This is a genomic window from Sulfitobacter sp. 1A15106 (assembly GCF_043556995.1).
Lineage (GTDB): Bacteria > Pseudomonadota > Alphaproteobacteria > Rhodobacterales > Rhodobacteraceae > Sulfitobacter > Sulfitobacter faviae.
Genome location: NZ_JBIFFM010000007.1, coordinates 62,288 through 88,882 on the forward strand (window position 1 = coordinate 62,288; position 26,595 = coordinate 88,882).

Sequence of the window (26,595 nt, forward strand, 5' to 3'; positions counted from 1 at the left end):
TGTCCGGGCAGAGTGGCAGAGTTAGCGCAAACATACTTATTTTTCCCTACATCACAAGACTGTGCGCCCCGGTGCTTGGACTTTTAGGGTGCGCCGCAATAGCTTACCAAAACAGGAACACACGGGATCACGCAAGGAACAATCATGAAAGATATTGCGCAAGCAAACGAGGGCAAGTTCCAGAACCCGGCGGTCACCGCCAAGGGGGAACCCCGCGCCACCGTGGCCCTGCGCGGGGCGGAAACGCTTTGGTTCAACACAGGCACCCTGTGCAACATCGAATGCGTGAACTGCTACATCGCCTCCAGCCCCAAGAACGACGCGCTGGTCTATATCACCGCAGATGAGGTGCGCGACTACCTCGACCAGATCGAGGAGCGTAGCTGGCCGGTGCGCGAAATCGCGTTCACCGGCGGCGAGCCCTTCATGAACCCCCAGATGATTGAGATCACCGAAGCCTCGCTAGAGCGCGGTTACGAGGTGTTGATCCTGACCAACGCCATGCGTCCGATGATGCGCAAATCGGTGCAAAAGGGGCTTTTGCGGCTGCGCGATGCCTATCCCGGCAAAATGACCTTCCGCATTTCCGTCGACCATTATCGCCGCGACCTGCATGATGCGGAACGTGGGACAGGTGCCTTCGACAAGACCCTGACCGGCATGGAATGGCTCCGCGATAACGGCTTTCGCATGGCCGTGGCGGGGCGGTCGATCTTTGCCGACAGCGATGCCGACAGCCGCGCGGGTTATGCCGCCTTCTATGCCGAACACGGCTTTGACATCGACGCACAAGACCCCGCCATGACCGTTCTCTTCCCCGAGATGGACGAGGCCGTGGAGGTGCCCGAAATCACCACCGCCTGCTGGGGCATCTTGGACAAAGCCCCTGACGCGGTGATGTGCGCCTCCTCCCGTATGGTGGTCAAACGCAAGGGGGCCGAGAAGCCCGCCGTGCTGGCCTGCACGCTCTTGCCCTACGACCCTGAGTTTGAACTCGGCACCACATTGGCCGAGGCGGAGCGCGACGTGGCGCTGAACCACCCGCACTGCGCAAAGTTCTGCGTGTTGGGCGGGGCGAGCTGTTCGGTCTGACGCCCCTGCCCTCGGGCTTACCGGCTCAATGTAGCGTGAACTCACCCACTTGGTTTTGCCATTCGCCGGGGCCGATCAGCTTGCGGTGGGTGAACCGGACCGAATGCAGCGGACCGTCCAACTCCGCGCGCCAGAATTCGACGAATTCGAACAGGCGCGGATGGTCCGGTGCAATGTCGTAATCCTGCCAGATGTAGCTGTTCAGCACATGGCTATAATCGGGCATGTGGTAAAAGAACTCTGCCGTGGTCAGCCCGTAACCTTTCAGCATCAATTCGGTTTCACTGCGGGGCATGTTGCGCCTCCCTTGCTGCCTCTGTAGAACAAGTTTGCGCGGTCAGAATTACTTTTCAATGAAAACAGTATGTTGGCACTTCGCCACAAGTGCTGCCAGTGCGTTTCGGCCACAGCCATTGCACCTGATATGCCCCGTCTGCTATAGAAAACCCCAAGATATAGAACCATAAAAATGGTGGGCAAGATACGTGACCGATACGCCGGATACCCCTGAAAACGCAGACGAAAAGCCCATCTTTCACGGGCCGTCGGTGACCATCGAACACGAGATGCGCACGTCCTATCTGGACTACGCGATGAGCGTGATCGTCAGCCGCGCGATTCCCGATCTGCGCGACGGTCTGAAACCGGTGCACCGCCGCATCCTCTACGCGATGCATGAGACCGGCAACACGCATGACAAACCCTACCGCAAATCCGCCCGTCCCGTGGGCGACGTGATGGGCCAGTACCACCCCCATGGCGATAGCGCGATTTACGACGCGCTGGTGCGGATGGCGCAGGATTTCTCCATGTCGCTGCCGCTCTTGGACGGGCAAGGCAACTTCGGCTCGATGGACGGCGATAACCCGGCGGCCATGCGCTATACCGAGGTGCGGATGGACAAGCCCGCCGCCTACCTTCTTGCGGATATCGACAAGGAAACCGTCGATTTTCAGGACAACTATGACGGCAAGCAGCAGGAACCCACGGTTCTGCCCGCACGCTTCCCGAACATGCTGGTCAACGGCGCGGGCGGCATCGCCGTCGGTATGGCGACAAACATCCCGCCGCATAACCTTGGCGAGGTGGTGGATGCCTGCCTTGCGCTGATCGACGATCCGGACCTGACCTCGGAACAACTTATCGACTATGTCCCCGGCCCCGACTTTCCGACGGGCGGCATCATGCTGGGCCGCTCCGGCGCGCGCAAAGCCTACCTTGAGGGCCGCGGCAGCGTGGTGATCCGCGCCAAGACCCGGGTCGAGGAAATCCGCAAAGACCGCTGGGCCATCGTCATCGACGAGATTCCCTATCAGGTCAACAAAGCCACGATGATCGAAAAGATCGCCGAACAGGTTCGCGAGAAGAAGATCGAGGGCATCGCCCACGTTCAGGATGAGAGCGACCGCAACGGCGTGCGTGTGGTGATCGAACTCAAACGCGACGCCACCGCCGAAGTGGTAATGAACCAGCTTTACCGTTTCACCCCGATGCAGACCTATTTCGGCTGCAACATGCTGGCGCTGAACGGCGGCCGGCCTGAGCAGCTGACCTTGCGCAAGTTCCTAAGCTACTTCATCGATTTCCGCGAAGACGTCGTGGCGCGCCGCACGGCCTACCTATTGCGCAAGGCGCGCGAGCGCAGCCACATCCTTTGCGGTCTCGCGGTAGCTGTCACCAATATCGACGAGGTGGTGGCCACCATCCGCTCCTCCGCCGACGCCGCCGAGGCGCGCGAGAAGCTGATGACCCGCCGCTGGCCCGCCGAGGACATCCTGCCCTATATCGCGCTCATCGACGACCCGACCCATACGGCGAACGAAGACGGCACCTACAACCTCTCCGAAGCACAGGCCCGCGCCATTCTGGAACTGCGCCTACAGCGCCTCACCCAGATCGGCGTCAAGGAAGTGACCGACGAGTTGGAAGAGTTGGCGGGCAAGATCAAGGAATACCTCGAGATTCTGGGTTCCCGCGAGCGCATCCTCGGCATCATCTCGGACGAGTTGCGCGAGGTGCGCGAGCAATTCGCCGTGCCGCGCCGGACCGAGATCGTCGACTGGTCGGGCGACATGGACGACGAAGACCTGATCGCCCGAGAGGAAATGGTCGTGACCGTGACTTCGGGCGGCTACATCAAGCGCACGCCTCTGGCCGACTTCCGCGCGCAGCGCCGTGGCGGCAAGGGTGTCTCGGGCATGCAGACCAAGGAAGAGGATGTCGTCACCAACCTCTTCGTCGCCAACACCCATACGCAGCTTCTTTTCTTCACGACCGACGGCATGGTCTACAAGCTGAAGACATGGCGCCTGCCGCAGGGCGCGCGCACCGCCAAGGGCAAGGCCATCGTCAACATCCTGCCCATCCCCACTGGCGTTTCAATCGCCGCGATCATGCCCGTGGACCGGGATGAGAAGGAATGGGACGACCTGCAGGTGATCTTTGCCACCTCTGCGGGGACCGTGCGGCGCAACAAACTGTCGGATTTCACCAATGTGAAGGCCAACGGCAAGATCGCCATGAAGTTCGAAGGCGAGCATGAGGGCACCACGCTGATCAACGCGCGCATCGCTTCGAACGACGATGACGTGATGCTGGTCACCGACGCGGGCCGCGCAATCCGCTTCCCGGCGACCGATGTGCGGGTGTTCAACTCGCGCAACTCCGTTGGCGTCCGCGGCATCCGTCTGGGCGAAGGCGACAACCTCGTCTCCATGTCCGTGATCCGCCACTTCGAAGCGAGTTCGGAAGAGCGTGTCGCCTATCTCAAACAGCGCCGTCTGATGGCGGGGCTGACCGATGAGGACAGCAGCGATGACGAGGAAGAGCAGGTTCAAGCCGGACAGCTCAGCACCGAACGCTATGCCGAAATGTCCGCCGCCGAAGATCTGATCCTGACAATCACCGCCAAGGGCGCGGGCAAGGTTTCCTCGGCCCATGACTACCCCGTACGGGGCCGCGGCGGCATGGGCGTGACGGCTTGGACCAAGGCCATGGCCCACGGCCCCATCGTCGCCTGCTTCCCGGTCGAGATGTCCGATCAGGTAATGCTCGCGACCTCCAAGGGCCAGTCGATCCGCGTGCCGGTCGAAGGCATCTCCTTCCGCTCGCGCAGCGCAGGTGGTGTGAAAGTGTTCAGCACCGGCAAGAACGAGGAAGTTGTCAGCGTGGCTTGGATCGCCGATCAGGGCAACGAAGAGGATGAGGTCGAGGGTGACAGCGCCGCCGAGTGATCGGCGGCCCCCTGCCCCATGCATATGCTTTGGGGCGGGGGATTTCTAAACAAAAGTTCAAACAACAAAAAATTCCCCGCGCAATTAGCGCGGAGAATCTCTAGATTTTATACTTTTGTCAAAGAATTAATCGGTAGACCCAGTGGAGGAAGAGGAGCCCGCCGCGACTGCAACCAGAACCAGAGCAGCACCAGCTGCCGCCGCGCCGCCACCAAGACCGGCACCAGCAGCAAAAAGACCTGCACCAGCAGCAGGCACGCAAACGCGCGCAGTGTTGCCGTCAACTGTGACCGGATCGGGCTTGCAGTTATAAACCACACCATTGGCACCTTGAACCTGAAGCGAATAGACCGCATCGTCAGACGCACCAAGCACAGCTGCTTGAGAAGTTGTCTGAGCGAAAGCAGCACCCGAAAGAGCGATTGTCGCCGCCACGGTTGCAAGAATTTTCATATCTAGGTACTCCTGTATCTCGTCAAAAATTAAACTCACCGCACCATCGCATATAATCTTAGCCAGCGCAAAGGCGAAATGTTAAGCTATAGTTAAGAATTATAGCGATGCCCGTTGTTTAAGCAACATCCAAAATGGCGATTTGTTCCCCATCTTAGATGCCTAAATTCCATACAGTTCCGTGAACTTGTTTTCTAGGTAGGTCAGCAACGGTGCCTCCGTCGGCGGCTGCCCGCAAGCGCGGGTGATTACCTCACGCGGCTCATAAAGGCCCCCATGCTTTTGCACGTTCTCACGCAGCCAACCGGTAGCAGCACTCGTATCCCCCCTTGCCAAGGCTTCGTCGAGATCGGGTACGGCCTCCCGCAATGCCTCGTGCAGGCATCCCGCATAGACGTTGCCGAGGCTATAGGTCGGGAAGTAGCCCAGAAGCCCGACGGACCAATGCACGTCCTGCAAGACACCGTTTGACGGGCGGTCCACTGGATAGCCGAAATCAGCCTCAAAGCGATCGTTCCACGCCGCTTCCAACCCGTCGACCTGCAGGTCGCCCGACATCAGCGCCCGTTCTAGATCGAAACGCAACAGGACATGGAGATTGTATTGAAGCTCATCCGCCTCGGTCCGAATGAAACCATCCGACACACGGTTGACGATCCGGTAGAAGGTCTCGGCATCCGGTACGCCGAAATCGCCATAGACCGCCGTCATCTCACCAAAGAGCCACCCGGTGAAGGCGCGACTGCGGCCGATTTGATTTTCGTAGATGCGGCTTTGGCTTTCATGCACCCCCATCGACACACCCCGGCCCAAAGGCGTCAGCAGATAGGCGCTGTCGATCCCTTGCTCATAGGCCGCATGGCCCACCTCATGCACGGTGGAATAAAAGCAGTTGAACGGGTCGAGGGCATTGGTTCGCGTGGTGATCCGCACGTCCAGCCCCGACCCGGAGGAGAAGGGATGCACCGCCTTGTCGATGCGCCCGGTGGCCAGATCATAGCCAAAACGCCGCGCCAGTTTGGCGGTCAGCGTCATCTGCGCCGCTTCGTCAAAGACACCCTCCAACACCGGCGGCGCTTCGGCTTCGCGGACGGCGGCGCGCAGTTCGGAGAGTTTTGGCCGCAGCGCGCCAAACATGGCTTCGAGGTCCGCCGCCGTGGTGCCGGGCTCGTAATCCTCCAGCATCGCGTCATAAATCTCGATCTCGCGCCCTTCGGCCAGTGCGGCCCCCTCTTCGCGTTTGAGCGCGATCACTTCTTTCAAAGTAGGAGCGAAGGCCGCAAAGTCATCGGCGGCGCGGGCCTCGGCCCAAGTGCCTTGGGCGGCGGAGGTGACGCGGGCGATACGCGCTGCCAAATCGGCGGGTACGCGGGTGGCGCGGTCAAAATCGCGTTTAATGTGGCGGAGGTTCGCCTGCCCGACCGCGTCCAACGCCGCGGGCTCGATCTGGGCCAGCCAATCAGCGATGCGCGGGTCGATGCGGCGGGCGTGGAGGACGCTTTCCATCGCCGCCATCTCCTCGGCCCGCTGCGGGGCCGCGCCCCGGGGCATGACCGTTTCCTGATCCCAGCCCAAACGGCCTGCGACCTGCGCCAGCGCCTCGGTGTCGCGCTGGAAAGCCATCAAATCATCATATGCAGTCATGTCTCAGCCTCTCAGCGATGTGGCGACGGGATAGGCCGCAAGGAAACGCGCGCGCAGGATCAGCACCCAAAGCAGCACGGCCAGCGCCTGATGCGCGAGCGCCAGATGCACGGGCGCGGCATAGAGCACGGTGGTGATGCCCAGAACCACTTGCAAAGACAGCGCCGCCATCACGGCGTTAAAAGCAAAGCGCGTGCGGGCATGGGCCGAGCGGCGACCGCGCAGCCAAACGACAACCCCGAAAACAAAGAGCAGATAGCCCGCCATCCGGTGCATGAATTGCACCAACCCCGGGTTCTCAAAGAAATTCCGCCATGTCGGCGTGATGTCGAATGCGTCGGGCGGGAAGAACTGCCCCTGCATCAGCGGCCAGTCGACGAAGTAGCGCCCCGCGTCGATTCCTGCGACCAAGGCGCCCAGCAGGATCTGCAATGCGGCGAAATGCAACAGACCCGTTGCCATGCCGAATTGCTTGGCCTCCTTGGCGCGGCGGGCCTGAATCAGATCGCGTTCGCTGCGACCCAGCAAGAGCACATACCAAGTGATGAAACCGAGGATGACAAAGGCCAGCCCCAGATGCGTCGCCAAACGGTAGGAGGCCACATCCGTCACCCCCTGCCCGCTGGTCACGCCCGAAGCGACCATCCACCAGCCAATCGCCCCCTGCGCGCCGCCCAATGCGCCGATAAAGAGCAGCCGTTTGGTCCAGCCGACAGGGATTTGGCGACGCAGGAGGAAGTAGAGAAAGCCCAAGACCCAGACGAGGCCGATCACCCGGCCAAGCTGCCGATGCCCCCATTCCCACCAGTAGATGCTTTTGAAATCGGAGAGTTCCATCCAAGAGTTCTGAACCTGAAACTCATCGAGTTGCTTGTATTTCTCAAATTCAGACTGCCAGTCGGCCTCGTTCATCGGCGGCAAGGCACCGGTCACCGGGCGCCATTCCGTGATGCTAAGGCCGGAGTCAGTGAGCCGCGTCAGCCCGCCCACGGCGATCATGACAAAGACCAGCGCAAAGAGGATCATCAGCCAGACCCGGATCGGCCCGCGCGCGCCACCCCGGCCCTTGTCGATCGTGCCGGTTTGCACCGGGGCACGGCTGGGTTGGTCGGTGCCGACCTCTTCGAACAGTTTGCGTTTCTCCGCCATGGCGCGCCTCTTTTTCCGTTTGGATAGAGTGGTATGACATGGGCGGAGAAAGGTCTAGCGGGGTGGGTTATGTTGCCGCATGCGCCGCCAACCCCGGCCCGGATTCAAGCCGAAGGCGCCGGGCCATCGCCTGCCCGCCCCACGGGGAGGCGATTTGGCAAGGACAGGCGCGACACTGCGGCAAAGCATTGATGCTGCACCATAAAGTGGCAGAAAAACCTTCAGGATCGCCGCCCCACGGGCAGCCGATGGCCCTCAGTCCCTCAGCCCTTCTCCTTCCAGCGGACCATTTGCCGCAGGATGCCATGCAACATCTGCACATCCGCCCGCGTCAGCGGCATCCGCGACCACATGTTGCGAAGGTTGAGCTTCATCGAGGCGACCTTATGCTCGGGGAAGAAGAACCCGGCCTCGGTCAACTGCTCCTCATAATGCCGCGCCAAATGGTCAACCTCGGCGCCCTTGGCCCAATCGGTGCCCGCCATCTCGACGACCTCATGGGTCACCTCGCCCTGCGCCCGCATCCATTCGTAAGACATCAACAGCACGCATTGCGCGAGATTGAGAGAGGCGAACTTTGGGTTCACCGGGACCGAGACGATGGCATTGGCCTGCGCGATATCATCATTCTCAAGCCCTGCCCGCTCGGGCCCGAACAGCACCGCAACCCGTTGACCCGAAGCGATCTTTTCCGCCGCTAACCGCATCGCGGCTTCGGGGCTGTAGACCGGTTTGGTCAGGTCTCGGCTGCGTGCCGTGGTGGCAAAGGTGAAATCGCAATCGCCAAGCGCTTCGGGCAGATCGGCGCAATGCTGTGCCTCGTCCAACAGCCGCCCCGCCCCCGAGGCCATGGCCACGGCGGATTGGCTCGGCCAGCCGTCGCGCGGGGCCACGACCCGCATGTGATCGAGGCCAAAATTCCACATCGCGCGCGCCGCGGCGCCGATGTTCTCGCCCATCTGGGGGCGGACAAGCACGATGGCCGGGATCGGCGCGGGCTGAACGGGGGAGGAGGATGTCTCTGTCATGCGCGCCTCATAGCCCCTGCGCCTGCGCACCGCAAGAAAGCCCGCGCGACACACGCATATCCGTTTTCTTTTGCAACGCCCTGCGCTAGTCAGGCTCCCAGACCCGATTAAGGACAGTGACCATGGACGCGCCAGAACAGCCGCAGATTTACCTTATCACCCCGCCCGAAGTTGAGCTGAGCCAATTCCCCGCGCAACTCGCCGCCGTGCTCGACGCCCATCCGGTCGCCTGTGTGCGCATGGCGCTTTCGACCCGGGATGAAGACCGCCTTGCCCGCGCCGGTGACGCGCTGCGCGAAGTGACCCATGCGCGCGACGTGGCCTTGGTGATCTCGGATCATCTGCTGCTGGTCGAAAAGCTCGGCCTCGACGGGGTGCACCTTAGCGATGCGGCCCGCACCGTGCGCCATGCCCGCAAAGAACTGGGCGAAGATGCCATAGTCGGCGCCTTTTGCGGCACATCGCGGCATGAGGGGATGGCGGCAGGCGAAGCCGGGGCAGACTACATCAGCTTTGGCCCGACCCAAGCCAGCGCGCTTGGCGATGGAAGCTTTGCCGAGGCCGATCTGTTTCAGTGGTGGTCCGAAGTCATCGAAGTGCCCGTCGTCGCCGAAGGCGCGCTTGACATCAACATGATCCGCGACCTCGCCCCCCGGACCGATTTTTTCGGCATCGGGACCGAGATTTGGGACAAGGACGATCCGGTGGCCGAACTCGCCACCTTGATCGCTGCCATGCAGGGCTAAGCGGCCCTTGGGGCAGCCCGGTTAAGGGCTGCCCGCTCGCTTACAAAAACACCCGTTCGATGAACCAATAGGCCCCGACCGCCGCGATGACGCAGGAGGCGGGGACAGCGATGGCCCGGCGGTACCAGTCGCGATTCATCGCCCAGCCGACCAGTACGAAGGCGATGGCGATTACTGCCAGCTGCCCCAGTTCCACCCCGATATTGAAGCCGATAAGCGCCGGCACGAATTGCCCCGCAGGCAGGCCGAAATCCCCCAGCACCGAGGCGAAGCCAAGCCCGTGCAACAGCCCAAAGCCAAAGATCACCAAAGGCCGCCAGCGGTTCAGGGCGGAGTGAAAGATATTCTCGACCGCGACATAGGTGATCGAAGCGGCGATCAGCGGCTCGACGATGGCCCCCGGCACGTTAACCCAGCCCAAAGCGCCAAGCGCCAGCGTGACCGTATGGGCCAGCGTGAAGGCGGTGACCTGCCAGATCAAAGGCCGCAGTCGGGTCGACAGAAAGAACAGGCCCAAGACGAATAGAATGTGATCCAACCCTTTGGGCAGGATGTGGTCGAACCCAACCGGGATGTAGCTGACGAAAGCCTGCCAGCCGCTTTCGGCATCACCGCCCCCAAGTGCGATTTCGGGGCTGGTCTCACCGCCCGACAGATAGCCGGTATAGGGCGCCTCCACCCCTTGCTGGCGCAGCACCAGTGCGCCCGCGCCATCCGGCCATGTCACCTGTACCTCTTCGGCGCCTGCAGGCACTGCGCCCTCCAGTCGCCATTGACTGTCGCGCGGCAGTTCGGCGTCGATCCCTTCGGGCACCTCGAGTGTCACACTCTCCAACGGCACGGCGGCGCCATCGACGCTGAGTAGCGGCAGGCTGTTCCAGTTGGGCAAAAGCTCGGGCGCGCGGGCGACGATGCGCGCGGCGGGCAGGCTGCGCAGCGCATCGTAATCACCCGCATTCTCGGCATTGTCGGTGTCTTCGACGGTGTCGAGGTCGATACCCGCCAAGAGCGCTTCGAGGTTGATCTCAAGTGCCAACACCGCGCGCCCTTCGGCGACGGTCAGATCCGCGATGGTGGGTTTGACCTCATGCGCCTGTGCACCAGCGCCTGCCGAAAGCAGTACCGCGCTTGACAACAGCCACAGCAACGCCAGCTTGGATCTTAACAAAATGAAAGTTCGCTTCATGAAACTATCCCAGTTGTCCGCTATTATTTTCAGTATCTTATCGGCAGCGCCTGCCTTTGCACATGAATACTGGCTGTCGCCGGTGAACTATCAAGTGGAAAGCGGTGAAAAGATCGCGGCGCATTTTCGCAATGGTGAGGAATTTACCGGCGCGGCCTTTCCCTATCTGCCCAACCGGCTCACGCGTTTCGAGGTCAAAATCGGCGGGAAAGAGGTCCCGCTATCGCCGCGCGCGGGCGACAGCCCTGCCCTGAGCCTCCCCGCGCCCGAGGGTGACGCGCTGGTCGTGGCGGTGGCCGAAACGACGCCCTCCAAAGTCACCTATGAGGACTTTGACAAATTCCTCCGTTTCGCCAAGCATAAGGATTTCCCCAAGGCCGAAAGCGATCACCGCGCGAACGGCTGGTCGACCGAGAAGGTCGTCGAGAGCTACACCCGCCACGTCAAAACCCTGATCGCCCTCGGCGCGGGCGCAGGGCAGGATGCGCCCAACGGCATGGCGACGGAGTTCGTGGCGCTGACGAATCCCTATGCCGCAGATTTCGCAGGTAAGATGAAGGTGGCCCTCCTCTATCAGGGCACCCCTCGCGCCAACGCGCAAATCGAAGTGTTCGACCGCGCTCCAGATGACAGCGTGACCATCACCCTTCACCGCACCGATGCGGCAGGCGAAGCACTGGTTCCGGTCACGGCGGGGCATGAATACCTCTTTGACGCGGTGGTGCTGCGCGCGGCAGCAGAGGCGCAAGCGAGCGCGGGCTACGACCCCGATCAACCGGTCTGGGAAACGCTCTGGGCGGCGCTGACATTCGCGGTGCCACAATAACGCCGCTTGCGCGTGGGGAGATTTGGCGGCTAGAAGCGCCGCATGACCAAGACAGCTGACATCCTTTGCATCGGCTCCGTCCTTTGGGACGTGATCGGCCGCTCTGAAAACGCCATGCGCCAAGGCTCTGACATGCCGGGGCGGATCACCCGCCTGCCCGGCGGCGTGGCGCTGAACATCGGCATGGCGCTGGCGCGCTTTGGGCTAACGCCGGCGCTGCTTTCCGCCGTGGGGCGCGATGCCGAAGGGGATGAGTTGATCGCCGCCTGCGCCCTGCGCGGGCTGATCACCGATCACGTCTACCGCTCGGACGATCTGCCGACCGACCGTTACATGGCCGTCGAAGGCTCCAACGGGCTGATCGCCGCGATTGCCGATGCCCATTCGCTGGAGGCTGCGGGCGACAAGATCCTGCGTCCGCTGGAGGATGGCAGCCTGCCCAGCCCCTACGAAGGGGCCGTGGCGCTCGACGGCAACCTGACCGTCGAACTACTGGCCCAGATGGCGCAAAGCCCGCTGTTGGCAAAGGCCGACCTGCGCGTCGCGCCCGCCTCTCCCGGCAAGGCGCTGCGGCTGACGCCCTTCCTCAAAGCGGGACGCGGCACGCTTTATGTGAACCTCGAAGAGGCCGGGCTGCTCTGCCAGTCGAGCTTTGACGATTCCCCCACCGCCGCTCGCGCCCTGCTGGCCCGTGGCGCACGCCGCGCCGTGGTGACCGACGGCGGCAACCCCGCCACCGTGGGCCAAGGCGACGAGATCATCACCCTCACCCCGCCGCAGGTGCATGTCGCCCGGGTCACGGGTGCAGGCGATACATTCATGGCGGCCCATGTGGCCGCTGAACTTGGCGGTGCCGTTGCGCAAACCGCCCTCAAGGCAGCACTTGATGCCGCCGCCCTTTACGTTTCCGGAGAGACCAAGATATGACCACCGCCACATCCGCCCTGCCCCTGACCTTCAGCGCCGAAGTGGCCAAGGCCCGCGAAAACGGTGCGCCGATCGTAGCCTTGGAAAGCACCATCATCACTCATGGCATGCCCTATCCGCAAAACCTCGAAGTGGCGCGGCAGGTCGAACAGGACATCCGCGACGCAGGCGCCGTGCCCGCCACCATCGCCGTGATCCGCGGCGCGCTGCATATCGGTCTGGACGATGACCAGTTGAGCGATCTGGCCCAAGCCAAGGACGTGGCCAAACTGTCGCGCGCCGATATGGCCGTTTGCATCGCCTCGGGCGGGACAGGTGCCACCACCGTCGCCGCCACCATGATCGCGGCCAATCTAGCGGGCATCGAAGTCTTCGCCACCGGCGGCATCGGCGGCGTGCATAAGGGCGCGGAAGACAGCTTTGACATCTCCGCCGACCTCATGGAACTGGCCCAAACCCCCGTCACCGTCATCGCGGCGGGCGCCAAGGCGATCCTCGACGTGCCAAAAACGCTGGAAGTGCTGGAAACCCAAGGCGTGCCGGTCATCACGGTGGGCCAAGACAGCTTCCCCGCCTTCTGGAGCGCGGGGTCGGACCTTCAATCGCCGCTGCGCCTTGATGATGCCGCAGCCCTTGCCAAAGCCCACCGCACCCGCGCCGCCATGGGCCTGCCCGGCGGCCAGTTGGTGGCCAACCCGATCCCCACGGAGGAAGAAATCCCCGCCGCCGAACTGGCCCCGATCATCGCGCAGGCCCAGTCTGAGGCCGATGCTCAAGGTGTCCACGGCAAAGGCGTGACCCCGTTCTTGCTGCAACGCATCTTCGAGCTGACCGAGGGCCGCTCGCTCACCGCCAATATCGCACTGGTGCGCAACAATGCCCGGCTGGGGGCCAAGATCGCCGCAAACCTCGTCAACCTGCCGCGTTAAAGGCGAAAAACACCGCGGAGCCATTGCCGGGCCGGGGCATACGCCTTAGCTATGTTGCGATTAACTCTTCGGAAAACGGCACAGATGAACACACCTTTTGATCCCGACCCAACGCAGGTTCGGCGCAGCCTTGTTGCAAGGCTGCGCGCGTCTTTCCTGACCGGGTTGGTCGTGATTGCGCCTGTCGGGCTGACCATCTGGCTGATCTGGAGCGTGGTCGGCTGGATCGACGGTTTCGTGCTGCCGCTGGTGCCCAAAGCCTACCATCCCGACCGGCTGCTCCAAGATTTCTTGGGTCTCGACCCGTCGATGCAGTTCAACGTGCGCGGCCTTGGGGTGGTGATCTTTCTGATCTTCACCGTCATGGTCGGTTGGGCCGCGAAAGGGCTGATCGGCCGTTCGATGATCCGCTTCGCCGAAAGTCTGGTGGAGCGCACCCCCGTGGTGCGGACGATCTATTCCGGCATCAAACAGATTTCCGAGACAATCTTCGCCCAGTCCGAGCGGAGCTTTGAGACCGCCTGCCTGATCGAATACCCCCGTCGCGGCATCTGGGCGCTTGGCTTCATCTCGACCGAGGCGAAGGGAGAGGTCTTGGCCCGCACCAACGCGGGCGGCGAGATGCTCTCGGTCTTTCTGCCGACCACGCCGAACCCAACCTCGGGCTTTTTACTGTTCCTGCCGCGGGAGGATGTGATCGAACTCGACATGAGCGTCGAAGACGCGGCGAAGCTGGTGATCTCTGCCGGGCTGGTCTATCCGCCGCGCCCCGGTGCCGACCTGCCCGAGGCGCTGGCGCTGTCGGACCCTGAAAACTCAGCCGAACATCGCGGGTAGATCGACGCTGCTGCGCTGGTTCAGATCGTCGAAGTGCTCCTCTAGAAACCGGTCCGCCGCCGCCACGCCTGCCTCATGCAGCGCCCGTATCACCGCCGGGTTGGGCATCAGCTTTGTCGCCACTGATAGCTGCGCCATCAGCGCGTCGTCGGCGATCATATGCATGTGCACCCGCTTCATCCGCCCCTCCGGCAGTGTGCCATCCGCAATCAGCCGCTGAACGAAGTCAATCGCCCGCATCTCGCGCAAGAGGCTGGAATTAAAGCTGATCTCATTGATGCGGTTCTGGATTTGTTGCGGCGTGACCGGCAGGTCTTCGCGGTCGAGCGGGTTGATGTTCACCACCACGATATCTTCGGGCAGATCGTCTCGGAACAGCGGAAACAGCGCCGGGTTGCCGGTATAGCCCCCGTCCCAAAACGCCTCGCGCTGGCCGGTCTGGGCGTCGTCAATCTCTACGGCCTTAAAGATCGTCGGCAGACAGGCTGAGGCGAGCAAGGCATCAGGCCCGATTTCATCCCCCTCAAACACCCGGATCTTGCCGTTGCGGACCCGTGTGGCGCAGACGAAAAAGAACGGCGGCTTATGCGCGCCCACTTTGCCGTAATCGAACCGGGCCACGACATCTTCGAGCGGGTTGCGATAGAACGGGCCGTAAGCATAGGGCGACACGACCCGCGTCAGCGAATCCGAGATCGCCATGGGCAGCGAATATTCCATCGCCTGACTGAGCTTGTCCAAACCGAAAGGCGCCAGCCAATGCGACAGCCGCAGGTCCGAAATGCCAGAGACCTGCGCCCACAGCCAATCGAGATTCTCCCGCGCGCCCTCGCGACCGCCCGAGATCATCCCCGACTTCAACGCCGCCCCGTTCAGCGCCCCCGCCGAGGTGCCGGAGATCCCGCAGATATCCAGATCGTTCTGCTGCAACAGCCGGTCGAGCACCCCCCAAGTGAAAGCGCCATGCGCGCCGCCACCTTGGAGGGCGAGGTTGATGCGTTTCTTGACCGCCACGGCGCTTACAAGGCCGTCCAGCCGCCATCGACACTGATCGTCGTGCCGGTGATCTGCGCCGCTGCATCCGAGCATAGGAAGGTCGCCGTGCCGCCCATCTGCTCAACAGTGGCGAATTCGCGCGACGGTTGCCGGGTGAGCATGACCTGTTCGATCACCTCTTCGCGGCTCATGTCGTATTCCTTCATCGTGTCGGGGATCTGCTTCTCAACGATCGGGGTCAGCACATAGCCGGGGCAAATCGCGTTGCAGGTGATCGGGTCTTTCGCCGTCTCAAGCGCTGTGGTCTTGCTGAGGCCGACAATCCCGTGTTTCGCGGCGATATAGGCGGATTTATAGGGCGATGCCGTCAGACCATGGGCCGAGGCGATGTTAATCACCCGGCCCCACCCCGCTTTGCGCATCATCGGCAAAGCCTCGGCGGTGGTGTGAAAGGCCGACGACAGGTTGATCGCGATGATCGCGTCCCATTTCTCGGCCGGAAACTCAGAGATTGGCGCGACATGCTGGATGCCCGCGTTGTTCACCAGAATGTCACAGACCCCGGCTTCGGCAATCAAGCGCCGACAGTCCGCCCCCTTGGACATGTCGGCCTTGATGTAGCGGGCCGTTACGTTGCATGTCTGCGCAATCTCCTGCGCCAGCGCATGATCCGCCTCGTCATCGGTAAAAGAGTTCAACACGATATCGGCCCCGGCCCGCGCCAATTCCCAGGCGATGCCCAGTCCGATTCCAGAGTTCGATCCCGTGATGACGGCTGTCTTGCCGGACAGGTCGATGGTGAAAGCCATGGCGCGTCTCCTTGTTCATGCTGCGCCCGCATCATGTACTGCGCGCGCGCCAAAGGGAAAGGGTTTGCGCGAAGGAGCTTAAGGGTCGGTGAAAATTGGCCAAAAAAAACGCCCGCGCGAGGCGGGCGTAAGTTATTGAGGCAGGTTTCATACAGGCAAGAAACCTATCGAGCAGTGATCTCTGTATACGCCTTTCACGCTCACAATCCAAGCTAAAAGTTTGATAAGGCGAGAATCCGCGGGTATGGAATAACTCCAACAAAATAAGGGCAGATCGTGATTGTTTCAAAAATGAGCTGGGAATTTTTCTCGAAAGCACGGGGCGTTGCGGCCCTTTCTTCACTGATTCTGCTCTCGGGGGCGGCCTGGGCTGCCCCGCAACATGGAATCGCCATGTATGGCGAGCCTGCTTTGCCGGCCGATTTTGACGCCCTTCCTTATGTGAACCCCGAAGCCCCCAAGGGGGGTGAGATCGTGCTGGGCAATACCGGGGGATTCGACAGCCTCAACCCCTTCGTCCGCAAGGGCACCGCGCCTTGGCAGTTGCCGCATTTCACCCATGAGACCTTGATGGGGAGGTCCTGGGATGAACCCTTCGCGCTTTACGGCCTCTTGGCCGAGACGATCGAGGTGCCCGAGGACCGCTCTTGGGTGGAATTCACCCTGCGCGAGGAGGCGCGGTTTTCCGATGGCACGCCCGTCACCGTCGCGGATGTGATCTTTTCTTTCGATCTGCTCGGCACCGAAGGCCATCCCCGCTACCACGGGCTGCGCCAGCAGATCGACAACATCGAACAGACCGGCCCGCGCGGCCTGCGCATGACTTTCAACAGCGACAACCGCGAGCTTGCCCTGCTCGCCGGAATGCGCCCCATCCTGAGCAAGGCGCAATGGGAGGGGCAGGACTTTGCCAATGCCCCCCTGTCCGAAATTCCTTTGGGCAGCGGCCCCTATACCATCACCGACTATCAGGCGGGCCGCCATGTCACACTGACGCGCAACCCCGATTACTGGGGCGCCGAGGTGCCCTTTCGCCAAGGCACGCATAACTACGATGAGGTAAAGATCGACTTCTACGGCGATGCCAATGTGCTGTTCGAAGCCTTCAAGGCCGGACAAATTTCAGCCGTGCGGGAATTCAATGCCGAGACTTGGGCCACGCAATACGACTTCCCCGCGATTACCCGCGGCGAGGTGGTGAAGTCCACATTCCCGCATAGCAAACCTTCGGGCATGACCGGTTTTGTCATGAACGCCCGCCGCGCGCCTTTCGACGATTGGCGGGTGCGCGACGCGCTGATCTCGGCCTTCAACTTCGAGTATATCAACGAGACGCTTACCGGCGGCACCCTTCCCCGGATCACCTCTTATTTCTCGAACTCCGACCTTGCCATGCGCGACGGTCCGGCGTCAGGGCGGGTTTTCGATCTGCTGGCCGATTACGTCGACACGCTGCCGCCCGGCACGGTGGATGGCTATCGGCTGCCGGTGGGTGACGGCTCTGCCCGCAACCGCGCGGGCATCCGCGCCGCGATGCAGCAGTTGAATGCCGCAGGTTACGAGGCCGAAGGCGGCGTCATGCGCCGGGGCGACGGCACGCCGCTGACCTTTACCATCCTTCTGTCCAAGGGAAGCCGTGAAAACCTAGCGATTGCAGAGCTTTACACGCAGGCCCTCAAGCGGCTTGGCATCACCGCCGAGATCGAAACCGTGGATGATGCGCAATTCGTCGCACGGCAGAACAGCTATGATTTCGACATGACAACCTTCCGCCGCGCTCTGTCGCTCAGCCCCGGTACGGAGCAGCGTTTCTACTGGGGGTCGGAGGCCGCCGATCTGCCCGGCACACGCAACCTCATGGGCGTGCGCTCTCCGGCGGTGGATGCGATGATCGACAGGATGTTGCAGGCCCGCGAAACGGCGGATTTCGTCGCCGCGACCCGCGCGCTTGACCGGATCCTGACGGCGGGGCGCTATGTCATCCCCTTCTGGCAGTTCGACGAAGGGCTGATCGCCCATGACGCGCGCATGGCCTACCCCGAGACGATCCCGCTTTACGGCGATGGGCCGAACTTCATGCCCGAGGTCTGGTGGTGGCAACCGGCGGAGGGGTCAGACCAGTGAGGTCACCCAGAGGATCGTCGCATCCTCATCGCTGAGCGAGACAACGTTATGTCCCATGGTGGCGTCGTAATAGGCGCTATCGCCGCGGCGCATGTCGACGGGTTCGTAAAACTCGGTAAAAAGCCGCACCATGCCGGTCAGCACATAGAGGAACTCCTCCCCGTCATGGCGCACCCAGCCGTCGAACTCCTCCATCCGGCGGGCGCGGATGCGGGCGCGGTAGGGCAGCATCTGCTTCTTGCGCAACGCGTCGGCCAGTAGGACATGCTCATAGGTGCCGGTGGCCTTGGGCGCGCCTTCCTCGGCGCGGGTCACGGCCATGCGGCCGGTGATCTTCTCCCCCGCGGGCGGGGTGAAAAGCTGCGGCACGGTGATCTCTAGCCCCACGGCGAGCTTCTTCAGCGCGTCATAGGTGGGCGACATCAGCCCGTTCTCGATCTTGCTCAAGGTCGAGCGCGCCAGCCCCGCCTGCCGCGCGGCCTGTTCCAGCGTCCAATTACGCGCCTTGCGCAGCTCGCGCACCCTTGCGCCAAGATCGACCGGCGGGGCGGTCTCGCTCGCGCCGCTTTCGCGGGCGATCTGGATCAGGGAACGGGGCGGCGTATCTGTCATGGACCTGCTATAGCCGCGCCCCGGGGCGCTTGCAACGCTGCCCGCTTGCGATACCGGCCCCGGCCCGCTATGCCCATTGCGCAGCAATAGATGGGGCGCATCATGGCCGAAGCGATCAAACTCGATATCATGTCAGACCCGATCTGCCCGTGGTGCTATATCGGCAAGGCGCATCTGGACCGCGCTTTGCAAGACCATCCCGACCACCCCTTTGCCATCGAATGGCACCCGTTCCAGCTCAACCCCGACATGCCGCGCGAAGGCATGGACCGGCGCAGCTATCTCGAGCGTAAGTTCGGCGGCAAGGAAGGCGCCGTGCGCGCCTATGCACCGGTTGTGGAACATGCCGAGAAGGCCGGGCTGAATATCAACTTCGAGGCCATGCAGCGCACGCCTAACACGCTGGACGCGCACCGTCTGATCCATTGGGCCGGGATCGAAGGGCGCCAGACCGCAGCCGTCTCTGCCCTTTTCAAAGCCTATTTCGTCGATGCCCGCGACATTGGTGCCGCCGAGGTACTGGCCGATATCGCCGACAGTATCGAGATGGACGCCGCCGTGGTCACCCGCCTGCTGAAATCCGATGTCGATGCGCAGGACATCCGCGACCGCGACGCGCACAGCCGCAAGATGGGCGTGAACTCGGTGCCGACCTTCATCGTTGCCAACACCCATGCCGTGCCCGGCGCGCAGCCGCCCGAGCTATGGGCGCAGGTCATTGCCGATCTGACCAATCAGCAGGACTAAACAAGGCGGCAATCATTGCCAAGTTAAGCGTTCTCGACTATCGAGAGCGCAACCACAAGTTATTCCCTGAATCCTGCCCAAACGGATCCGCCGTTCGGGACAATCGCCGGAGTGCGCCTTCGTGACCACCGAAAATCCAAAATTCTCCATGGGGCGGATCGAATTCGTCGGCCTTATCGCGATGATGATCGCCACCATCGCCTTTTCCATCGACGCGATGCTGCCTGCCCTGCCCGAGATCGCGGCGGAACTCTCGCCCGAGATGGCCCACCGCGCCCCGCTGATCCTCACGGCCTTCGTGCTGGGCATGGGGCTGGGCACATTCTTTAGCGGCGCGCTGTCGGATGCATTCGGCCGCCGCAACGTGGTCTTCGGCGGGGCGGCGCTCTATTGTCTTTCGGCCTTTGTCGCTTGGATGAGCAACTCTCTCGAAGTCATGCTCGTAGCACGCATCTTCCAAGGTCTTGGCGCCTCTGGCCCGCGTGTGGTGGCCGTGGCGATCATCAGAGACCTCTACGCGGGGCGCGAGATGGCGCGGATCATGTCGGTGGTGATGATGGTCTTCGCGCTGGTGCCCGCCTTGGCCCCGATGCTGGGCGCGGGCATCATCCTGACGGCGGGCTGGCGCGCGATTTTCATCGCCTTCATGGCCTTCTCGCTCATCTCGGTCATCTGGATGGCCCTACGCCTGCCCGAAACCCTCGCCCCCGAAGACCGGCGCCCGCTGCGCGCACGGCTGATCATTGGCGCGGTGCGCGAGTTGGTCGGCCACCCGACGGTGCGCCTGTCGATCCTCGTGCAGTCGCTCGCCATGGCGATGCTCTTCTCGATGCTGATGCTGGTGCAGCCAATCTATGACACCGTCTATGGGCGCGGCGAAAGTTTCCCGCTGTGGTTCGGCGGCATCGCCGTGGTGGCGGCCAGCGCCAGCCTGATCAACGCGCTTTTGGTCGTCCGCTACGGCATGCGGCGGCTGGTGACCATTGCCTTGGGCGTGCAAATCCTGCTGTCGGGCGCCATGTATTTCCTCAACCTCGGCGCCCTGCCCGACCCTTACGGCTTCGCCGCATTCGTGTTCTTCCAGACCTGCCTGTTCTTCCAAGCGGGGCTGACATTGGGCAACCTCAACGCCATCGCGATGGAGCCAATGGGCCATATCGCAGGCATGGCGGCTTCGGTCGTGGGGGCAATTTCCACCGTATTGGCGGCGCTGATCGCCTCCCCGGTGGGGTTGATGTTCGACGGCACGACCAAGCCGCTGGCGTTGGCCATGCTGCTGATGGCAATCGCGGCCTATGCGCTGATGCTCTACATGGGGCGGGTGGAGAACCGGCAGCCGGCGGCGGCGGAATAAACGACGCCTTTCGAAGGGCTTAGCCTTTCACCTTCGCCTTTTTCGCGGTCTTTTCCTTGGCGATCACATGTTCGGCCAAATCGCGCGCGATGGCGAAGGCGCCTTTGATCTTATCGGCATCCGTCCTCCAATCCCGGCGCACGACGATCTTGTTGTCCTTGACCTTCGCCAGCCCGCGCTGGTCCTGAATGAACTTCACCAGCCCCTCGGGCGAGGCGAACTTGTCGTTGTGGAACTGGATCGTCGCGCCCTTTGGCCCGCCGTCGAGCTTGGCGATCCCGGCGCGCTTGCACATCGCCTTGATCCGCACCACCAGCATCAGGGTGTTGACCTCCTTCGGCAGTTTGCCGAAACGGTCGATCAGCTCGGCGGCGAAGCCTTCCAGCTCGACCTTGGTCGAAAGCTCGCTGAGGCGGCGATAGAGTCCAAGCCGCACGTCGAGGTCGGGCACATAGTCCTCGGGGATCAGCACCGGAACGCCAAGGTTGATCTGCGGCGCCCATTGCTCGTCGGCCTCCGACAGCCCCTCAAGCTCGCCTGCCTTGATCTTGGCGATCGCCTCTTCCAGCATGGACTGATAAAGCTCGAAACCCACGTCGCGCATCTGGCCGGATTGTTCTTCGCCCAGCAGGTTGCCCGCGCCGCGAATGTCGAGGTCTTGGGAGGCCAGCGTGAAGCCCGCGCCGAGCGTGTCGAGGCTGCCCAGCACCCGCAGGCGTTTCTGGGCCGTGTCGGTCAGCTTGGCGCGTGGCTTGGTCGTGAGATAGGCATAGGCGCGCGTTTTTGAGCGCCCCACCCGGCCCCGGATCTGATAAAGCTGCGCCAGCCCGAACATATCCGCGCGGTGCACGATCATCGTGTTGGCGGTGGGAATGTCGAGGCCGGATTCCACGATGGTCGTGGCCAACAGAATGTCGAACTTACCGTCGTAGAAAGCGTTCATCCGGTCGTCGAGCTCCCCCGGCGCCATCTGGCCGTGGGCCACGACGTAAGAAAGCTCGGGCAGTTGTGCCTTCAAAAACTCCTCGATCTCGCGCAGGTCACTCACGCGCGGCACCACGTAGAAGCTCTGCCCGCCGCGGTAATGCTCGCGCAAGAGCGCCTCGCGGATAGTCACCGCGTCGAACTCGCTGACATAGGTACGGATCGACAGGCGGTCCACGGGCGGCGTGCCGATGATCGACAGATCGCGCACGCCGGTCAGCGACAGTTGCAAAGTGCGCGGGATCGGCGTGGCGGTGAGGGTCAACACGTGGATGTCCGTGCGCAGCGCCTTCAACCGCTCCTTATGGGTGACGCCAAAGTGTTGTTCTTCATCAATAATCAACAGGCCGAGGTCGTTGAAACGAATCCCCTTTGCCAGCAGCGCATGGGTGCCGATCACGATATCGACCGTGCCCTTGGCCATCCCCTCACGCGTCGCCGCCGCCTCTTTGGCCGAGACGAAACGGCTGAGTTGCCGCACGTTGATCGGGAAGCCGCGGAAGCGTTCCGCGAAGCTCTTGTAGTGCTGCCGCGCCAACAGGGTCGTCGGCGCGATCACCGCCACCTGCACGCCCGACATGGCGGCGACGAAGGCCGCGCGCATCGCCACTTCGGTCTTGCCGAAACCCACGTCGCCGCAGACCAGCCGGTCCATCGGGTTGCCGGACGTCAGATCGTCGATCACATCACCGATGGCGCGGAGCTGGTCGTCGGTTTCCGTGTAAGGGAAACGGGCCGAGAAGGCATCCCACATCCCCGGCGGCGGGTCGAGCACGGGCGCTTTACGCAGGCTGCGCTCTGCGGCGATGCGGATGAGCTTGTCGGCCATCTCGCGAATGCGCTCTTTGAGCTTGGCCTTTTTGGATTGCCATGCGCCGCCGCCGAGCTTGTCCAAAAGCCCTTCCTCATGGCCGTAGCGCGACAGCAGTTCGATATTCTCCACCGGCAGGTAAAGCTTTGACTGTTCGGCGTATTCCAGCACGAGGCACTCATGCGCGGCGCCTGCGGCGGTGACCACCTCCATCCCGTGATAGCGCCCGATGCCGTGGTCGACATGAACCACCAGATCGCCGGGGCTGAGGCTTTGCGCCTCGGTCAGGAAGTTCTCGGCCCGGCGTTTGCGTTTTGGCGCACGGATCAGACGGTCGCCCAGCACGTCCTGTTCGGAGATCACCGTCATCCCCGGCGCCTCGAACCCATGCTCCAACGCCCAAACCGCCAGATGCAGCCCGCGCTTGCCGATGCGGGTGGCATCCATCACCGGGATCGCCTCGGCCAGACCTTCGTCTTCGATCAGCCCAGTCAGGCGCTCCCGCGCGCCTTCGGAGTAGCTGGCAATCAGCACCGGCCCAACTTCAAGCTTTGCTTTAATATGCGCGGCCAAAGCACCGAAAAGACTTACGGATTCCTGCTGACGCTCAGGGGCGAAATTGCGCCCGAGCCGCGCGCCTGCATCCAGCACTCCCGGCCCCGTGGGCTGCGGCAGCGGGTTGAACTGGATGACCCGGTGATCCAGCAGCGCTTGGGTCCATGCCTCATCGGTCAGGTACAGCCCCTCCGGCGGGGCGGGCTTATAGACGCTGTCCATTTTCGAGCGCGTCTTCATCGCCAGTTTGCGGGTCTCATATTGATCGGCGATGGTTTCCCACCGCGCAATCCGCATCGGGGTCAGTTGATCGTCCAGAGTGACCGTCGCCTTGGGCAGATAATCAAAAAGCGTTTCCAGATTGTCTTGGAAAAACGCGAGCCAATGCTCCGCACCCTGATGTTTGCGGCCCGCACTGATCGCCTCGTAAAGCGGATCGTCGGTGCCTGCGGCGCCGAACTCGATGCGGTAGTTCTGCCGGAACCGGGTGATCGCTGCCTCGTCGAGAATGACCTCGCTCACCGGGGCGAGTTCCACCAGATCGAGCTTTTCGGTCGTCCGCTGCGTCGCCGGATCAAACCGCCGCGCGCCATCCAGCACATCGCCGAAGAGATCGAGCCGCACCGGGCCAAGATCGCCGGGCGGATAGATGTCAATGATCCCGCCGCGCACGGCGTAATCGCCCGGCTCCATCACCGTGGGGCTTTGCACAAAGCCCATGCGCACCAGGAACGCGCGCAGTGCCTTTTCGTCGATCCGGCTGCCGACGCGGGCGGCAAAGGCCGCGTCCCGCAGGGTGTCGCGGGCAGGGATGCGTTGGCTGGCCGCGTTTAAGGTCGTCAGCAGGACGAACTGATCGGGCATCCCGTGCACCAGCGCCGCCAGCGTCGCCATCCGCCGGGCCGAGATATCGGCATTGGGCGACACCCGGTCATAGGGCAGACAATCCCAGCCCGGGAAGGTGACGACCGGCATGTCGGGGGCGTAGAACCGCAAGGCAGCCTGCATCGCCGCCATGCGCTTGTCATCGCCCGCCACATGGACCACCGGCTGGCCGCCCTTGGCGATTTCATCGAGGATGGCGCGGGCATCATAGCCTTCGGGAACGCCGGAGAGGGTGATATTGCGCGGATCGTTCATCGGGTCTCAATTGGCCCTCGGAGGGGGGCTGTCAACCCGCCAGCGGGCCGATGCTTAGATTTTGATACATTCCCCAAAGCGCGGTCACGAAGATCGAGACCATGCCGATGATCTGGGTGTAAAGCCGGTGGCGCATCAATCGCCGCCGCAGCACCTCGCCGGTTGAGCCTTCGATGCGAATGAGCCGCGCGGTCGACAGGCTCAAAAGCCCCACCAGCGACATGGGAAAGCCCAAGAGCAGCAAGGCTTGGGCGAATTCGATGCCATAGACGAACCCCAAAAGCACCAGAGAGGTCAGCGCGAAGAACCCCAGCCCCAAGAGCCACAGCCCAGAGACCTGCGAGATATAGAGCATCCGGTTCACGTTGATCCGCACGATGTCTTCCAGATCGGCCTCGGCCTCTCCGCCATAGCGGCGGGCGCGCAGGACCATGTCGAAGGGCACGCCCAGCACCCAGTGGCTTGCCGTCGACCACATCACAGCCAGCGCGATCCAGAACCAAAGGTTCGAGAAAGAGCGCATGTCGATCATTTCGAAAAGGGTTTGATACCAGTCCAAGGCGTGCTCGTCCGAATATTGAGTTCGGATCTCTTAGCGGTCCGGCGCGACAATTCATAGGGTTGAGGCGTTCAAAAATACATGGCAAGCCCTTGCCGAGCCATTCTGAGGTATAATTGATGCAACCCGTCCACGCCCCCTTCCCCGCCACACGCCTGCGCCGCACCCGTGCCAATGCCGGTATCCGCGCGTTGGTGCGCGAGAATGACCTGCACTTGGGCGATCTGATCTGGCCGGTTTTCGTGCGCGAAGGCGAGGGCGTGGAAGAGCCGATCCCCTCAATGCCCGGTGTCATGCGCCGCTCGGTCGACACCTTGGTCCCGTCGGTGCGCGCGGCGGCGGTTCTGGGCATCGGCACGGTCTGCGTCTTCCCCTATACCGGGCCTGAGGACCGGACCGAGGATTGCGCCCGCGCATGGGATCCGCAGAACGCCACCAACCGCGCCATCGCCGCGATCAAAGAGGCAGTGCCGGAGATGGTGGTAATGACGGATGTGGCGCTCGATACCTATAATATCAACGGCCATGACGGTTTCGTCGAAGACGGCATCATCGTGAACGACCGCACGGTCGAGGCGCTGGTCAAGATGGCGCTGGCACAGGCCGAAGCAGGGGCGGATATCATCGGGCCTTCGGATATGATGGACGGGCGCATCGGCGCGATCCGCGCAGGTCTCGAAGAGGCCGGGCATCAAGATGTGATGATCCTGAGCTACGCCGCCAAATACGCCAGCGCCTTCTACGGCCCCTTCCGCGACGCGGTTGGCGCCTCTGCAGCCCTGACCGGCGACAAGAAGACCTATCAGATGGATCCGGCCAATAGTGACGAGGCGCTGCGGCTGGTGGCGCGCGACCTCTCGGAAGGCGCGGATATGGTCATGGTGAAACCGGGAATGCCCTACCTTGATATCTGCCGCCGGGTGAAAGACGCCTTCGGCGCGCCGACCTTCGCCTATCAGGTCTCGGGCGAATACAGCATGATCAAGGGCGCGGCAGAGCAAGGCTGGATCGACGGCGAACGCGCGATGATGGAGAGCCTTCTAGCCTTCAAACGCGCGGGCTGCGACGGCGTGCTGACCTATTTCGCCCCCGATGTCGCCCGGCTTTTGCTCAAAAGCGCGTGACCTAAGGGCGTAAATCTGCGCAAAGGGGCCAATCAACATGACAAGCCGCGTGATTATGCGTAATCTCGCGCATAAGTCGGGAAAACCGGCAGCAGGCAACCGATCTCGAATATACAGGCAGAAAAGATGACCAATCAGACATATAACCGGCGCTTCGTGACATTGGGCGCCCTTTCGGCGCTCGGCGCGACCGCGGCCTGCGGCAATGGCGTGGGCGGACGCGGCAGCGCGATGATCGACGCGCGCGTGGACGCGACATTGGCCGAGATGTACCGCGGCTATCCCAACACCCGGCAATTGGCCGAAAAGGCCAATGGCATGTTGGTCATGCCGCTGGTGACGGAAGCGGGCCTCGGCTTTGGCGGTGCCTACGGGCGCGGCGCGCTGCGCGTGAACGACGTGACGGTGGACTATTATTCGGTGACCAAAGCCTCGGGCGGCTTGCAGATCGGCGCGCAGCAATATGCGCATGTGCTGTTCTTCATGACCGAACCCGCCCTGCGCGAATTCCGCAGCTCGCCCGGTTGGGCGGCGGGGGCCGGACTGGAATATGTGATCTCGGACAAGGGCGACAGCGTCAGCGCGGATACCACCACCGTCATGGCCCCGGTTCTGGCCGCCGTCTTTGGCCGCGCGGGCCTGCGCATCGGCGCGACGCTGGAAGGCACCAAATACACGCGGATCATTCCCTAAGGGACATCTGCGCCGGCGGAAAGCGAACGCCCGGCTT

At 62.6% G+C, this 26,595-nt stretch carries 23 protein-coding genes; 12 read left to right on the forward strand and 11 right to left on the reverse strand.

Features of this window, described 5'->3' with window-relative positions; translation table 11 throughout:
• Positions 1–144 precede the first annotated feature (144 nt).
• The gene (locus ACGYKA_RS12335; RefSeq protein WP_394409147.1) at positions 145–1,092 is read left to right on the forward strand and encodes a radical SAM protein; all 948 of its coding nucleotides are present in this window, start codon (positions 145–147) and stop codon (positions 1,090–1,092) included.
• 25 nt (positions 1,093–1,117) lie between these two features.
• Here the strand turns inward: ACGYKA_RS12335 and ACGYKA_RS12340 are convergent, their stop codons facing one another.
• Entirely contained in the window at positions 1,118–1,387 is a 270-nt protein-coding gene (locus tag ACGYKA_RS12340; RefSeq protein ID WP_067262037.1) for an usg protein, read from the reverse strand.
• A 190-nt stretch (positions 1,388–1,577) separates the two neighbouring features.
• Here ACGYKA_RS12340 and gyrA point away from each other — a divergent pair, with 190 nt between their 5' ends.
• Positions 1,578–4,325 (forward strand): DNA gyrase subunit A, encoded by a 2,748-nt coding sequence (gene gyrA / locus ACGYKA_RS12345; protein ID WP_394409144.1) that lies wholly within the window; start codon positions 1,578–1,580, stop codon positions 4,323–4,325.
• A gap of 126 nt (positions 4,326–4,451) precedes the next feature.
• Here the strand turns inward: gyrA and ACGYKA_RS12350 are convergent, their stop codons facing one another.
• The 4 genes from ACGYKA_RS12350 to ACGYKA_RS12365 form a co-directional block, all read right to left on the reverse strand.
• Positions 4,452–4,778: a hypothetical protein gene (locus ACGYKA_RS12350; protein ID WP_394409141.1), complete on the reverse strand. Its 327-nt coding sequence runs from the start codon at positions 4,776–4,778 to the stop codon at positions 4,452–4,454.
• Positions 4,779–4,940: 162 nt separating this feature from the next.
• Complete coding sequence (locus tag ACGYKA_RS12355) at positions 4,941–6,422, reverse strand: carboxypeptidase M32 (RefSeq protein WP_394409138.1); 1,482 nt, start codon at positions 6,420–6,422, stop codon at positions 4,941–4,943.
• 3 nt (positions 6,423–6,425) lie between these two features.
• Positions 6,426–7,571 carry a heme A synthase gene (gene ctaA / locus ACGYKA_RS12360; protein WP_394438964.1) on the reverse strand — a complete coding sequence of 382 codons (1,146 nt, stop codon included), beginning with the start codon at positions 7,569–7,571 and terminating at the stop codon, positions 6,426–6,428.
• Positions 7,572–7,834: 263 nt separating this feature from the next.
• Positions 7,835–8,599, reverse strand: a complete 765-nt coding sequence (locus ACGYKA_RS12365) for an RNA methyltransferase (protein ID WP_271687361.1) — start codon at positions 8,597–8,599, stop codon at positions 7,835–7,837.
• A gap of 122 nt (positions 8,600–8,721) precedes the next feature.
• Between ACGYKA_RS12365 and ACGYKA_RS12370 the strand changes: the two genes are divergently transcribed.
• Positions 8,722–9,345: a thiamine phosphate synthase gene (locus ACGYKA_RS12370; protein WP_067262045.1), complete on the forward strand. Its 624-nt coding sequence runs from the start codon at positions 8,722–8,724 to the stop codon at positions 9,343–9,345.
• Between the two features lie 40 nt (positions 9,346–9,385).
• Here the strand turns inward: ACGYKA_RS12370 and ACGYKA_RS12375 are convergent, their stop codons facing one another.
• Positions 9,386–10,531 carry a HupE/UreJ family protein gene (locus tag ACGYKA_RS12375; RefSeq protein WP_271687362.1) on the reverse strand — a complete coding sequence of 382 codons (1,146 nt, stop codon included), beginning with the start codon at positions 10,529–10,531 and terminating at the stop codon, positions 9,386–9,388.
• On the opposite strand from ACGYKA_RS12375, the gene ACGYKA_RS12380 reads away from it, so the two are divergent.
• The 4 genes from ACGYKA_RS12380 to ACGYKA_RS12395 all read left to right on the forward strand — a co-directional run bounded on the left by ACGYKA_RS12380 (position 10,530) and on the right by ACGYKA_RS12395 (position 14,050).
• The gene (locus ACGYKA_RS12380) at positions 10,530–11,357 is read left to right on the forward strand and encodes a DUF4198 domain-containing protein (RefSeq protein WP_394438966.1); all 828 of its coding nucleotides are present in this window, start codon (positions 10,530–10,532) and stop codon (positions 11,355–11,357) included. The genes ACGYKA_RS12375 and ACGYKA_RS12380 overlap by 2 nt on opposite strands.
• A gap of 42 nt (positions 11,358–11,399) precedes the next feature.
• The gene (locus tag ACGYKA_RS12385; protein ID WP_394409129.1) at positions 11,400–12,284 is read left to right on the forward strand and encodes a PfkB family carbohydrate kinase; all 885 of its coding nucleotides are present in this window, start codon (positions 11,400–11,402) and stop codon (positions 12,282–12,284) included.
• Entirely contained in the window at positions 12,281–13,213 is a 933-nt protein-coding gene (locus ACGYKA_RS12390; protein WP_394409126.1) for a pseudouridine-5'-phosphate glycosidase, read from the forward strand. Before ACGYKA_RS12385 ends, ACGYKA_RS12390 begins: the two co-directional genes overlap by 4 nt.
• Before the next feature lie 84 nt (positions 13,214–13,297).
• Positions 13,298–14,050 carry a DUF502 domain-containing protein gene (locus ACGYKA_RS12395; RefSeq protein WP_067262054.1) on the forward strand — a complete coding sequence of 251 codons (753 nt, stop codon included), beginning with the start codon at positions 13,298–13,300 and terminating at the stop codon, positions 14,048–14,050.
• Here the strand turns inward: ACGYKA_RS12395 and ACGYKA_RS12400 are convergent.
• Both ACGYKA_RS12400 and ACGYKA_RS12405 read right to left on the reverse strand, forming a co-directional pair.
• The gene (locus ACGYKA_RS12400; RefSeq protein ID WP_394409123.1) at positions 14,030–15,064 is read right to left on the reverse strand and encodes a patatin-like phospholipase family protein; all 1,035 of its coding nucleotides are present in this window, start codon (positions 15,062–15,064) and stop codon (positions 14,030–14,032) included. The two genes, ACGYKA_RS12395 and ACGYKA_RS12400, sit on opposite strands and share 21 nt — an antisense overlap.
• A gap of 5 nt (positions 15,065–15,069) precedes the next feature.
• Positions 15,070–15,855 carry a 3-hydroxybutyrate dehydrogenase gene (locus ACGYKA_RS12405; RefSeq protein WP_394409120.1) on the reverse strand — a complete coding sequence of 262 codons (786 nt, stop codon included), beginning with the start codon at positions 15,853–15,855 and terminating at the stop codon, positions 15,070–15,072.
• A gap of 393 nt (positions 15,856–16,248) precedes the next feature.
• On the opposite strand from ACGYKA_RS12405, the gene ACGYKA_RS12410 reads away from it, so the two are divergent.
• Positions 16,249–17,979, forward strand: a complete 1,731-nt coding sequence (locus ACGYKA_RS12410) for an extracellular solute-binding protein (RefSeq protein WP_394409117.1) — start codon at positions 16,249–16,251, stop codon at positions 17,977–17,979.
• On the opposite strand, the gene ACGYKA_RS12415 is transcribed toward ACGYKA_RS12410, so the two are convergent.
• Positions 17,968–18,591, reverse strand: coding sequence for a helix-turn-helix domain-containing protein (locus ACGYKA_RS12415; protein WP_067262060.1), 624 nt, complete (start codon positions 18,589–18,591; stop codon positions 17,968–17,970). The genes ACGYKA_RS12410 and ACGYKA_RS12415 overlap by 12 nt on opposite strands.
• 102 nt (positions 18,592–18,693) lie before the next feature.
• Between ACGYKA_RS12415 and ACGYKA_RS12420 the strand changes: the two genes are divergently transcribed.
• A complete protein-coding gene (locus ACGYKA_RS12420; RefSeq protein WP_394409114.1) occupies positions 18,694–19,338 on the forward strand; it encodes a DsbA family oxidoreductase in 645 nt (214 codons plus the stop codon).
• 148 nt (positions 19,339–19,486) lie between these two features.
• Positions 19,487–20,692 (forward strand): multidrug effflux MFS transporter, encoded by a 1,206-nt coding sequence (locus ACGYKA_RS12425; RefSeq protein WP_209218961.1) that lies wholly within the window; start codon positions 19,487–19,489, stop codon positions 20,690–20,692.
• 19 nt (positions 20,693–20,711) lie between these two features.
• On the opposite strand, the gene mfd is transcribed toward ACGYKA_RS12425, so the two are convergent.
• Positions 20,712–24,182, reverse strand: a complete 3,471-nt coding sequence (gene mfd / locus ACGYKA_RS12430) for a transcription-repair coupling factor (RefSeq protein ID WP_394409111.1) — start codon at positions 24,180–24,182, stop codon at positions 20,712–20,714.
• Positions 24,183–24,213: 31 nt separating this feature from the next.
• A complete protein-coding gene (locus ACGYKA_RS12435; RefSeq protein WP_136720314.1) occupies positions 24,214–24,741 on the reverse strand; it encodes a component of SufBCD complex in 528 nt (175 codons plus the stop codon).
• A gap of 119 nt (positions 24,742–24,860) precedes the next feature.
• Here ACGYKA_RS12435 and hemB point away from each other — a divergent pair, with 119 nt between their 5' ends.
• Both hemB and ACGYKA_RS12445 read left to right on the forward strand, forming a co-directional pair.
• Entirely contained in the window at positions 24,861–25,865 is a 1,005-nt protein-coding gene (hemB, locus tag ACGYKA_RS12440) for a porphobilinogen synthase (protein ID WP_394409106.1), read from the forward strand.
• A gap of 126 nt (positions 25,866–25,991) precedes the next feature.
• Positions 25,992–26,558, forward strand: coding sequence for a YSC84-related protein (locus ACGYKA_RS12445; RefSeq protein ID WP_271693665.1), 567 nt, complete (start codon positions 25,992–25,994; stop codon positions 26,556–26,558).
• The last annotated feature ends 37 nt before the right edge of the window (positions 26,559–26,595 follow it).